Annotated in this window: 10 protein-coding genes; 6 read left to right on the forward strand and 4 right to left on the reverse strand. The window is 54.5% G+C overall.

Annotation, left to right across the window (positions count from 1 at the left end; all coding sequences use genetic code 11):
* Window positions 1-8 precede the first annotated feature (8 nt).
* A complete protein-coding gene (gene queG, locus B9K09_RS19610; RefSeq protein ID WP_087518381.1) occupies window positions 9-1,088 on the forward strand; it encodes a tRNA epoxyqueuosine(34) reductase QueG in 1,080 nt (359 codons plus the stop codon).
* Here the strand turns inward: queG and orn are convergent.
* Together orn and B9K09_RS19620 are read right to left on the reverse strand one after the other, a co-directional pair.
* Window positions 1,078-1,620, reverse strand: a complete 543-nt coding sequence (gene orn / locus B9K09_RS19615; RefSeq protein WP_087518382.1) for an oligoribonuclease — start codon at window positions 1,618-1,620, stop codon at window positions 1,078-1,080. The genes queG and orn overlap by 11 nt on opposite strands.
* Before the next feature lie 40 nt (window positions 1,621-1,660).
* Complete coding sequence (locus tag B9K09_RS19620; RefSeq protein ID WP_087518383.1) at window positions 1,661-2,452, reverse strand: class I SAM-dependent methyltransferase; 792 nt, start codon at window positions 2,450-2,452, stop codon at window positions 1,661-1,663.
* Window positions 2,453-2,632: 180 nt separating this feature from the next.
* Here B9K09_RS19620 and rsgA point away from each other — a divergent pair, with 180 nt between their 5' ends.
* Window positions 2,633-3,664: a small ribosomal subunit biogenesis GTPase RsgA gene (rsgA, locus tag B9K09_RS19625; protein ID WP_087518384.1), complete on the forward strand. Its 1,032-nt coding sequence runs from the start codon at window positions 2,633-2,635 to the stop codon at window positions 3,662-3,664.
* A gap of 13 nt (window positions 3,665-3,677) precedes the next feature.
* Here the strand turns inward: rsgA and motB are convergent, their stop codons facing one another.
* Together motB and motA are read right to left on the reverse strand one after the other, a co-directional pair.
* Window positions 3,678-4,712, reverse strand: a complete 1,035-nt coding sequence (gene motB / locus B9K09_RS19630; RefSeq protein ID WP_087518385.1) for a flagellar motor protein MotB — start codon at window positions 4,710-4,712, stop codon at window positions 3,678-3,680.
* 10 nt (window positions 4,713-4,722) lie between these two features.
* Window positions 4,723-5,574: a flagellar motor stator protein MotA gene (motA, locus tag B9K09_RS19635; protein WP_087518386.1), complete on the reverse strand. Its 852-nt coding sequence runs from the start codon at window positions 5,572-5,574 to the stop codon at window positions 4,723-4,725.
* A 276-nt stretch (window positions 5,575-5,850) separates the two neighbouring features.
* On the opposite strand from motA, the gene B9K09_RS19640 reads away from it, so the two are divergent.
* The 4 genes from B9K09_RS19640 (at window position 5,851) to B9K09_RS19655 (ending at window position 11,378) form a co-directional block, all read left to right on the forward strand.
* On the forward strand, window positions 5,851-7,368 hold the full coding sequence (locus B9K09_RS19640) for an HDOD domain-containing protein (RefSeq protein ID WP_087518387.1): 1,518 nt from the start codon (window positions 5,851-5,853) through the stop codon (window positions 7,366-7,368).
* Between the two features lie 191 nt (window positions 7,369-7,559).
* The gene (locus B9K09_RS19645) at window positions 7,560-8,375 is read left to right on the forward strand and encodes a rhodanese-like domain-containing protein (protein WP_087518388.1); all 816 of its coding nucleotides are present in this window, start codon (window positions 7,560-7,562) and stop codon (window positions 8,373-8,375) included.
* Window positions 8,376-8,456: 81 nt separating this feature from the next.
* Window positions 8,457-9,335 (forward strand): archaetidylserine decarboxylase, encoded by an 879-nt coding sequence (gene asd / locus B9K09_RS19650; RefSeq protein ID WP_177408745.1) that lies wholly within the window; start codon window positions 8,457-8,459, stop codon window positions 9,333-9,335.
* Between the two features lie 204 nt (window positions 9,336-9,539).
* Window positions 9,540-11,378: a molecular chaperone gene (locus B9K09_RS19655; RefSeq protein ID WP_087518390.1), complete on the forward strand. Its 1,839-nt coding sequence runs from the start codon at window positions 9,540-9,542 to the stop codon at window positions 11,376-11,378.
* The last annotated feature ends 152 nt before the right edge of the window (window positions 11,379-11,530 follow it).

Consider the following 11,530-nt stretch of genomic DNA (forward strand, 5'->3'; position numbering starts at 1 on the left):
CGCTGAACATGTCTATCGATACGCTTGATCTCAACCAACTCGCACAGTCGATCAAAGACTGGGGCCGAGAACTGGGCTTCCAGCAGGTCGGTATCAGCGGGCTCGACCTCGGCGAGCACGAAGCACATTTGCAGCGTTGGCTGGAGGCCGGATACCAAGGCGAGATGGATTACATGGCGGCCCACGGCAGCAAGCGCTCGCATCCAGAGCAATTGGTGCCCGGTACGCTACGGGTGATTTCACTGCGCATGGATTACCTGCCGGGCGACACGCAAATGGTCAAACGTCTAGCCCAACCGGAGAAAGCCTACATCTCCCGTTATGCGCTAGGCCGCGACTATCACAAGCTAATCCGCAAGCGCTTGCAGCATTTAGCCGAACGCATCCAACAGACGATTGGCCCCTTCGGCTTTCGCGCCTTTGTTGATAGCGCACCGGTACTGGAGAAGGCCATCGCCGAGAAATCCGGCCTCGGCTGGATTGGCAAAAACACGTTGGTACTCAACCGCAAAGCCGGCAGTTATTTCTTTTTGGGCGAATTGTTTGTCGATATCGACCTGCCTGTAGATGCTCCACACGGCAGCGAACATTGCGGACGTTGCACAGCGTGCATGGATATTTGTCCCACCCAGGCATTTGTCGGGCCCTATGTGCTGGATGCACGACGCTGCATTTCTTATTTGACGATAGAACTCAAGGGCCCAATCCCCGAAGAGTTGCGCGCGCCTATCGGCAACCGCGTATTTGGCTGTGATGACTGTCAGATGGTCTGCCCTTGGAACCGCTTTGCCAGCCCCACAGAGCAATCGGATTTCAAACCGCGCCACCAACTCGACAACGCCGAGCTGGCGGAGCTGTTTTGCTGGAGCGAAGAAGAGTTTCTCAGCCGCACCGAGGGTTCGCCTTTGCGTAGAGCGGGTTACGAACGCTGGTTACGCAACTTAGCCGTCGGCCTTGGTAACGCACCCTCGAGCATTCCGGTAATCGAAGCACTCAAAGCACGCCGCGATTACCCGTCAGAACTGGTGCGCGAGCATGTTGAGTGGGCCCTCAAACGCCACAGTCAAAGCGCTGCAATCAAACCTTGAGGAAATGCTCGCGGTAATACTGAAGCTCGGCGATGGACTCGCGAATATCATCCAGCGCCTGATGCGTACCTTTTTTGACGAAACCTTCCTTGATTTGCGGCGCCCAGCGATCAGCCAGGATTTTCAAGGTCGAGACATCTAGATAACGGTAATGGAAGTACGCCTCCAGCGTTGGCATGTAGCGATACAGGAAACGTCGATCCTGGCCGATGCTGTTACCACAAATCGGCGACTTGCCTTTGGGCACCCACTGTCCAAGGAAAGCAATGGTTTGCGCTTCGGCCTCAGCCTGACTGATTTTGCTCTCACGCACCCGCTTGGTTAAACCGCTGTCGCCGTGGGTGCGGGTATTCCACTCATCCATACCGGCAAGCGCTTCATCACTCTGGTGCACGGCGATGACCGGGCCCTCAGCCAAGATATTAAGGTCACTGTCGGTGACAATGGTGGCCATTTCGATGATCACGTCACGCTCAGGATCAAGACCGGTCATCTCCAGATCGATCCAAATCAGGTTATTTTCACTTTGCATGTATCGCTCCTCAGCTGATAACACAAGTTTAGCGAATAAATCAGTTGGGGATACGCCAAAGCAACAGGCTCGAATCGCGCCAGTCGTTCAATTGCAACTGCTGATCGGCTGGCACACCCGGCACCGCGAAGGTATTGCTCACCAATAATGTGCCGGGCTGCATCTCCTTACAGGCCTTTTGCCAGAGCTCAGCCATGGGCGCTGGCGACAGGAAGCAGTACACCACATTAAACTCAGCCAGGTCAGTGCGCCAAAGGCTTTGATAACGAATGCTGCAATTGGCTTGAAATAGCGAGCGCAGCAAGGCCAACAAATAAGATAACGGCGCAGTCTCGACCCCGACAAACTGCCCCTCTGGAAACTTTCGCGCCAGCGCCAGCAACGACCCAGCAGGACCGCACCCCAAATCAACAAAGCGCAGCGGCGCAACCTGCTGCTCGACGACACCGGCCAATAACTGCGTGCCTTGCGCACCCGTCAAATACAAAGGCACGCGCTCACCGAAGCTGTTCCAGTTGAATAACAGCAGAATCAAAAAGGCCAACAGGAATACCCAAGACGGCAACGGCGCACCAGCGAAGACGAGCAAGGCAGGCGCAAACGCCAGGTTCAACCACCACCAGAAACGCGACAACCCAAGCCAGCGACCCATGCTTGCAGCCAGCAACCCGTGCAGCAACCCGGCACTCATCCAGTCAAGACGCCAGCCCGCAACCGAGATGCCCAGCAGAACAATCGCCACCAACAATGCCGTTGCCAGCACTTGAGCAAGCAGCGCCACCAACGCCGGATAGCGCTGAGCCAACTGGCGCAGCCCATCAACCAACCCCATCAATCCACTCCCGCCCTTGCAGCACCAGAATTTGCTACCACCATGATTCACTGCCTGTCTTTGTCGGCCGATGCGCTGCACAGTTTAGCCGGAGCACGAGCCCTTGCCCGTGCTAGAATTGCCTGCGAAATAGACGGCTGCAACTCTGCCTCCCTTAAGTAACATACCTTCGGAACCTTCATGGCCAAACGCCAACTCAATCGCCGGCAAAACTGGCGCATCGAAAAAATCCAGGGCGAGCGTGCTGCCCGCGCCGCCAAGCGCGAATCACAAGCACTGCAAACACTGGAAGGTGGTGATCTTGGCCCAGAACAAACGGGTTTAGTCATCGCTCACTTTGGTGTCCAAGTCGAAGTTGAAGCGCTCGAAGGGGAAATGGCTGGCCAGGTTTTTCGTTGCCACCTGCGTGCCAACTTGCCGACCATGGTCACTGGTGACCGCGTGGTCTGGCGCCCTGGCAATCAAGGGATTGGCGTTATTGTCGCGCAGCTGCCGCGCAACACGGAGCTATGCCGCCCAGACACACGCGGCCAACTTAAGCCGGTAGCTGCCAACGTTGACCTGATCGTCATCGTCTTCGCGCCGCTGCCAGAACCACACGCCAACTTGATTGACCGCTACTTGGTCGCGGCTGAGCACGCGGGCATCCGCCCGCTACTACTGCTCAACAAGGCAGATTTGATTGACGATAAAAACGGCGTCGCTCTCAACGCAATGCTCGCGGTCTATCGCCAACTCGGTTACCCGTTGCTGGAAGTGTCGGCCCATCACGGTGACGGCATGGAGCAGCTTATGCAGCAGCTTGACGGGCACGTCAGTGTATTCGTCGGCCAGTCCGGCGTCGGAAAGTCGTCGCTGGTGAACAGCTTGCTGCCCGAAGTAGACACTCGCGTTGGCCCACTGTCTGAGTTGACCGGCAAAGGGACTCATACCACGACCACTGCGCGCCTGTTCCATTTCCCGGGTGGTGGCGAATTGATTGACTCACCCGGCATTCGTGAGTTTGGCTTGGTGCATGTCAGTCGTGACGATGTTGAAGCCGGGTTTATTGAGTTTCATGAACTGCTTGGACACTGCCGCTTTCGCGACTGCAAACACGACCGCGAGCCAGGGTGCGCGCTGCTCAAAGCCCTTGACGAAGGTCGCATCCAACCGCAACGCATGGCCAGCTATCGGCATATTCTGGCGAGCCTGCCTGAAGACGAATACTAAGCCGCTTACACCCCTAAGGTTCGGGCGTATCGATCTTCAGCGCGCCGTCTTCGAAGATATTCAAGCGCTGCTTGATCTCCTCAGGCGGCAAGATATCCGGCGCAGTAACATTTGCTCCTTCAGCTTCTGGCGTGTCTGAAGCTGGAGGAGTGGGCGCGTCTCCAGCCCCCTGCGCACCATCTATCGCACGCTGGGCTCGCTTGGTTAGCACGACAATATCAATACGCCGGTTTACCGGGTTTAGCGGATCTTTGCGATCGAACAGTGCGGAAGACGCATAACCCACCACGCGTGCCACTTTATCCGGGTCATACCCGCCCTCAACCAATACCCGACGTGCTGCGTTGGCGCGGTTGGCAGACAGCTCCCAGTTACCAAAGCCGCCGCTGCCAGCGAAGGGTTTAGCATCGGTGTGGCCGCTGACACTGATTTTATTGGGTACCGCGTTGATGGTGTCGGTAAGCGCCAGCAAGATATCCTCGAAATAAGGCTGCAACTGGGCGCTACCGATGGCAAACATAGGGCGGTTTTCGGCATCCATGATCTGAATACGCAGACCATCCTGAGTAATTTCAAAGAGAATTTGATCCTTGAAATTACGCAGCTGCGGGTCTTCATTGACCTTGTTCTGCAGCTCCTGGAGCAACAACTCCAAGCGCTCGCGCTCCATTTGCTCAGCAATACTCTCCGCCTCGTGCGGATCAATCGGGGATCCATCAGAAGACGTGTCAGGCTGCACATCCGTTGCACTCTGTGGTGCATCCGGCTGCGCATCAGGATTCAACGTACGATCAGGTGAAGGGGCTGGCGAACCGCCCAGATCAATCACATAGGGGCTGGCGCTTTCAGTGAAGCCAATCGGGTCTTGGAAGTAACCGGAGATCAGCTTTTTCTGCTCGGGTGTTGCCGACGACATCAGCCACATCACCATGAAAAATGCCATCATCGCGATCGCAAAGTCGGCAAAGGCAATTTTCCACGCGCCGCCATGGCCGCCACCGACGACCTTCTTGACCCGCTTTACAATGATGGGCTGATTGTTCTCCATGATTCAGCCTTTAGTTTCCACGCATAGCCTGCTCAAGCTCAATAAAGCTTGGGCGGTGCGCCGGATACAAGACTTTACGCGCGAACTCAACAGCCAGAGATGGCGGCATGCCGGAGGCAGAAGCAACCAAGCCCGCCTTTATCGCCTCGTAGACATTGACCTCTTCTTTGGCGTCATGCTCCAGAGAACAGGCCAACGGACCAAAAAAGCCGTACGAAGCCAAAATACCCATAAAGGTCCCGGCCAGCGCGGTACCCACCTTTTCACCGATTTCGGCGTTATTCGCTTCGGCCAATACTGACATGGTCAGTACGATACCCAATACCGCCGCAATGATACCCATCGCGGGCAAACCATCGGCAACCTTCGCCACCGCATGGCTCGGATGCTCAAGCTCTTCCTTGAGGCTAGCGATTTCCATGTCGAACAAGCCTTCCAGCTCATGCGGCGCCATATTGCCGGAGGACATGATCCGTAGGTAATCACAGATAAATGAGGTCATCCGCTCATCGTTGAGAATCGCCGGATATTTACTGAATATCGGGCTCGCAGCCGGATCCTCGACATCTGCCTCAATCGCCATCATGCCTTCACGGCGGCTTTTGTTGAGAATTTCGTAGATGAGCCGCAGCACATCCAAATAATAAGAGTGCTTGAAGCGCGAACTGAACATCTTCAATGATTTCTTGCACACCACCATAAAGGTGCTGCCTGGGTTTGCCTGGAGGAAAGCCCCCAATGCCGCGCCCCCAATAATCAGCACCTCGAATGGGTGTACCAATGCCATTACATGGCCGCCAGACAAGACGAAGCCGCCCAGAACGCTGGCGAACACCACTATGATGCCGATGATTTTTGCCATAATTTAAAAACTTATGCGCCTAAAAATAAGGGAATGCCTGAAGAGCTTAGCGAGCGACGGGAGTACAAGGCCAAAAAGTGCAAAAACCGACCGGGGTCGCGCTCGACTTTAGTGGGTGTAAGTGAGCATTTTGAGCAGCTTTTCAACACAGCGATACCTAGCGCAGCCAATTTCTCAGAGTGTTCCTAGGAATATTTGAAACAATCCTTCTCTATATCGGAAGATTTGCGCGAGACTATAGTCAGTTAATAATAAAAGCCAGTTTGGCCCAACCTAATGTCAAATCAATTAGCTAGACCTCGTACTCTTAAAGCATGGCTGACGCTCTTGGATAAGCAGCTATTGCCTGTACAGATTGAAAGTCGACAGAAAGTTCTGGCCGCACTGACTGACAGTCGCCGCTCACTACGTGAGATAGCTGACTTAATTCAAAATAGCCCAGCATTGGCGATCAGTGTTCTACGCGAAGCCAACGCGTCGCAAAACACCTTGGGTGAGCCTGCTGAAAGCCTTGAAAACGCACTCAACAGACTCGGCCTACAGCGCACCCAGGCATTACTTGAGCGCTTACCTGCACTGAAGCGCGAAGAAATCCCTTTAGCATTACGCCAGATCCAACTGATCAGCCAACACGCGTCGCAACAAGCCAACGGGTTGTTCTCTGGCCGTCTGGCCCGGCTATGGCAAGAAATCCACTGGGGCAGCATGCTATTTCTTGCCCCGGTCTGGGCGTTAGTTTCGAGCTACCCCGATTTGTTGAGTACGTGGGAGCAGCGCGTACTGGTCAATGCAGAGCCTGCGCAAAAGGTCGAAATCGACATGCTCGGAGTCCCCTTGCTCCAGCTTTGCCTGGCGCTTGCCGAGCGCTGGAAACTCCCCGAATGGATTTGCTACAGCTACCGACTGCTGCTCAATGACCGACGCTTTCTAGCCAAGGCACTGCTGATTGCCCGCGACAATCAACATCCGTTGCATCAACAACAATGCTTGGATGCCGACCCCGATTTACAACGCTGGCTAAGCCACCCAGCCAATTGCATTCTTCTGGCAAACGGCCTGGCACTTTCAGCGCACCACTCGTGGGATGGTCAGCACAGCCTGCGCTGGCAGCAACTCACCGGGCTTTACCTGCAGTTACCGGTTGCTGACTTACAGCAGTCGATTCATCAGCAGGCCGCAATCAGCGCCCGCAAACTGGTTACCACGGACCTTTGGCACCCGGCGCAAGCAATGCTTTGGCCTTGGCACGCCAGCCACTTGATATCGCCAGAGCCGCCACCTGCCAATAAAGCTGACGTCCAAGACTGGCGTCAGCTTTGCAAACAACTCCTCAGCGAGCCCAGTGCGTTTAACAATGTTCTGCAATTAACCGCCTGCGCCAGTCGCACTTTTCAAGCTGGCGGAATGCAGCGCGTGCTTTTACTGCTGTCAGATCGCACGCAAAGCAAACTGGTCTCACAACATCCCATTGGTCTCAATGAGTCAGCCCTGGGGTTGAGCCTTGACCCACAACAAAGTCAGGTTCTGCGCACCCTGCTGAGCACTCCCGGACAACTGCGTTTAACCCCTGAAAATATCGCGCAATTTTCAGCACGCTTGTCGGGCGCAGTTAAAGAGCTATTTCCCAGCGAGCATTTATTGTTCAGGTCATTGGGTACCAATGGCCGAGTGGTGATGATTGCGGTCTGTGATTGCAACGGCGCAGCGCTGGACGATAATCGCCTGCAAATCTTTGCAAAAACCGCTCAATGCATTGAGCGTGCTCTCAGCAACTTTGCTAATCGCGGACGCTAAGGAGCTTCCGAGAAAGCCAGCAAACCAAGGCAGTGCAACACTGCCCGGTATGTGAGAGCGACCATTCAAACAAGCATCTTGAGCCTGTTAAATCGCAGCAAAACGGCCGTAATAATCTCTCGCAGAGTCACTCGAAGGTTATCCAGCCTTTCCGTTACAATGTCGGTCATATCCGACTACTGAGGTCCGGCATGTCCGCCTTCGCTGAACTCCCACTGGTTATTGAGCCTGCTGAACTGGCCAGCCGCCTTGACGCGCCTGAACTGATACTGGTCGACCTCACTGGCGCAGGACGCTATGCATCCGGGCATATTCCAGGCGCGTACTTTGTCGACCCAAAGCGCACGCAACTGGGCCAACCTCCTGCTCCCGGCCTGTTGCCGAAGCGTGAAGACTTAGAGCAAGTCTTCACTGAGCTTGGCCACAACCCTGACGCCGTTTATGTGGTGTACGACGATGAAGGCGGCGGCTGGGCCGGGCGCTTTATTTGGTTGCTGGATGTCATCGGGCACAGCAATTATCACTACCTGGACGGCGGCCTGCTCGCTTGGCTCGGCGAAAACCGAGAAACCAGCACTGCGCAACCCGAGCTACATCATCACGCGGTCAAGCTAACCTTGAGTGACGCCCCCACCGCCAGCCGTGAATACCTGCAAAGCCGTCTTGGCGCTAGCGACCTTGCAATTTGGGACGCACGTGGCCCTGGCGAATACAGCGGCGAAAAAGTGCTAGCAGCCAAAGGAGGGCATATTCCTGGAGCTATTAACTTCGAATGGACCGCTGGCATGGACCCCGCGCGCTCACTGCGGATCCGTCAGGATATGGCCGAGGTCTTGCAAATGCTCGGTATCACACCTGACAAGGAAATCATCACTCATTGCCAAACGCATCACCGCTCAGGCTTTACCTACCTTGCAGCAAAAGCGCTTGGTTATCCCAACGTTAAAGCCTATGCCGGCTCGTGGGGCGAATGGGGCAACCACCCAGATACCCCTGTAGAATATTGAGCTATCGGTAATACGCGCATCAGTATGTGCAGTGTTTGCAGCATCGCGGCAGCACTGCACAATCAAGTAAGACTCTAAGGAATCACAATGAAACAACGCTTGTTCATCATCAGCCAATATTTGCTGCCACATCATTTGTTATCGCGCTTGATTGGCTGCGCTGCTGAGTGCCGTGCTGCGTGGTTCAAAAACCGCCTGATCAACTGGTTCATCAAGCAATACAACGTCAACATGAGCGAGGCTCAGGTCGAAGACCCGACAGCTTTCGAGCATTTCAACGCATTCTTCACCCGCGCCCTCAAAGATGACGCACGTCCACTCGATACCAGCACGGATGCAGTACTCTGCCCAGCAGACGGCACCATCAGTCAACTCGGCAAAATTGAGCATGGCCGGGTATTCCAAGCCAAGGGACACAGCTTTAGCGTGGTCGAACTGCTTGGCGGTAATACCCAGCTAGCCAGCCCGTTCATGGGCGGCGAATTCGCAACCGTTTACCTATCACCGAAAGACTATCACCGCGTACACATGCCGCTGGCAGGCACGCTCAAACAGATGGTTTATGTCCCAGGCCGCCTGTTTTCGGTAAACCAGACCACAGCAGAAAATGTGCCTGAGTTGTTCGCCCGTAACGAACGAGTAGTTTGCCTGTTTGATACCGAGCGCGGCCCGATGGCAGTGGTATTGGTTGGCGCGATGATTGTTGCCTCGGTCGAAACCGTTTGGGCAGGTTTGGTCACACCACCCAAACGCGAGCTGAAAACAGTTAGCTACGATGAAACAGCACGTGCGCCAATCTCTCTGGAGAAAGGTGCAGAAATGGGTCGTTTTAAACTGGGCTCGACGGCCATTGTGCTATTCGGACCTGAACAGGTTAAATGGAGCGAAGAGTTGACGGCTTGCAGCAGTGTGCAAATGGGTCAACTGATGGGTAGCAAAGCACTCAAGGCTGGCGCATAAACGCCGCGGCTCAATGAATAGTGTACAGTTGTAAAACGCTCGGTCAGGGAATACCGAGCGCGCACGAGTCATACAGGACTATGCTTAGGGCTGTGCTAATAGCGTTGCGCCGCAACAATATACAACTCGTTTTTTATCCCGTGTCACGCAAGGACGCTGCTAGGGTTTCTAGTATGATCACTTGATTGTTGGCTTCTTGCTGGCATGGAGTATCTAAATTTGACTGAGACACAGACACCTCACCTCTTGCTTCGCGTTTCGACGCCGAAAAACCAGAGCCTGTCGTTCTGTGACTCTACTCCGCGTGACCTTAAACGCTGGATAGCCCTCCTGCCCAAAGCCAATATTGGCGAGACGGCTCGCCAGCTTTATCAGGCGCTTGTCGAGATAAACCAGCTGCTAACGCCCTCTGATAATCGCATACAGCTTCTAGAGTTGGTACGCCCAGAGGTCTTCTATGTTTGTCAGCATCTGGAAAAACATTTCCTCAATCAAGCCATTGTGCTTGATGAACGCCCGCGCAAAGTAGCCAACCTTTGTCAGGCCCTGCAAAACCATCTCGCCAACGGCTACAAGCTGGTTATTTCGCGTAACGTCATTAAAAGCAGTAAAGAATCGAAGCAACTGCTGACGATTGCCCTGCAACGCGCTATTCATAGTCTTTGTGGACCGCTGGTGCGTGCCAGCCAGCTTTACTGCCCGGTTCCTGAAGGGCTGTGGTTTGAACTGCACCAGCTGTATCTGATTGCCAAACAGCGCGGCCTGAAAAACATGGTGGTGCGCGACCCGCTGGCCCGACACGGCCAAGGGCTGAGTGTCGAGCAAAACTATATCGTCGCGGCATTGATGGGCTGCTCGCGCTGCAATCAGATGCGCCAGAATGCCATTGGCCGTGTTGCCGAGGCGCTTGAGCAATGGAGCACCTTGGTCAACATCGAAGATGGTAACGACCCCGAAAGCTTATTTGCCGTTGCAACCCAACTTGATGGCCCGCCACGTTACACCTCGTTATTCCAGAAAAAAGACCTGCAGGTTGCGATCGGCATTGATACCCATCCACTGATTGATGCGATCAATGAACACTTGCTCCTTCCACCAGAGTCAGTCGGCAAATCTCGACTGCTGGTACCCGAAGGATTAAGCGTTGATTTGTTGCAACACCTGAGCGCGGCCTGGGGCGATATTTCCGAACGTACTTTTCAGCGCAGCAATGGTCAGGGCTCGTTAACCCTTTGCATTGGCATGAGTGCCTTGCACTATTTCATCGCCAATAAGCGCACCTTTGCTGACATCCTCAAAATGCCGGCAGAAATCAACAAGGTCGAATTTAAAGAATCAACGGGCAAGCCAGATATCTGGGCGAATGCCTTCGACGCGCAGAAAACGCCCGCCTGGGATCACGGCCTGCCCTACGAAGAAATCGAGTACCAAAAACCGCAAACAGAAGCTGCCGACACTTATGAGGCTGCGGACCAAGACGTCGAAAGTCAGGTTTTCCCGACATTCGAACTGCCCATCATCAACCTCAGCCCAGGCGGATACTGCCTTACCTGGCCGAAAGAAGTGCCTAACCAACTGCAAGCGGGAGAGCTGTTGGGTATTCAAGATGCTCCCGGTCAAGCCTGGAGTATTGCAGTGGTACGCTGGATCCGTCAGGCACGCGGCGGTGGCACCCAGATGGGTATCGAGCTTATCGCCCCTCATGCCCAACCCTGTGGCCTGCAGCTGATTCGCAAAAGCGAGCAAAACAGCAGCTATTTACGCGGGCTATTACTGCCAGAAATAAGCGCTATTTCCCGCCCGGCTTCGGTTATTGTGCCGCGCCTGCCCTTCCAGGAGGGCAATAAAGTTATAGTCAATATCGCCGGGGTAGAACACCGTGCGGCTCTGGGTCAAAAACACACCTCAACCGGCAGTTTCAATCAGTTTGAATACCGTCTCCACAGCTCTGCACCTGACGATCACGGGAAGCCCGTCACACCCGTGGAAAACCAGCGTGCGGGTTCCGAGGAAGACTTTGACTCACTCTGGAAGTCGCTGTAGATTCCTTACGAATTATCTAATTTAGCGTGCTGCCAGCGTAACTAATCCAGTTAGACATGTTTTTCTCTCTGCCACTTTTGCATCGTTCGATCCAGGCACACCATACGTGCCCTGCTCAACACGACTCGAACCTGCATACGACGATAAATCTG

Source organism: Pseudomonas sp. M30-35 (assembly GCF_002163625.1).
Classification (GTDB): Bacteria; Pseudomonadota; Gammaproteobacteria; order Pseudomonadales; family Pseudomonadaceae; genus Aquipseudomonas.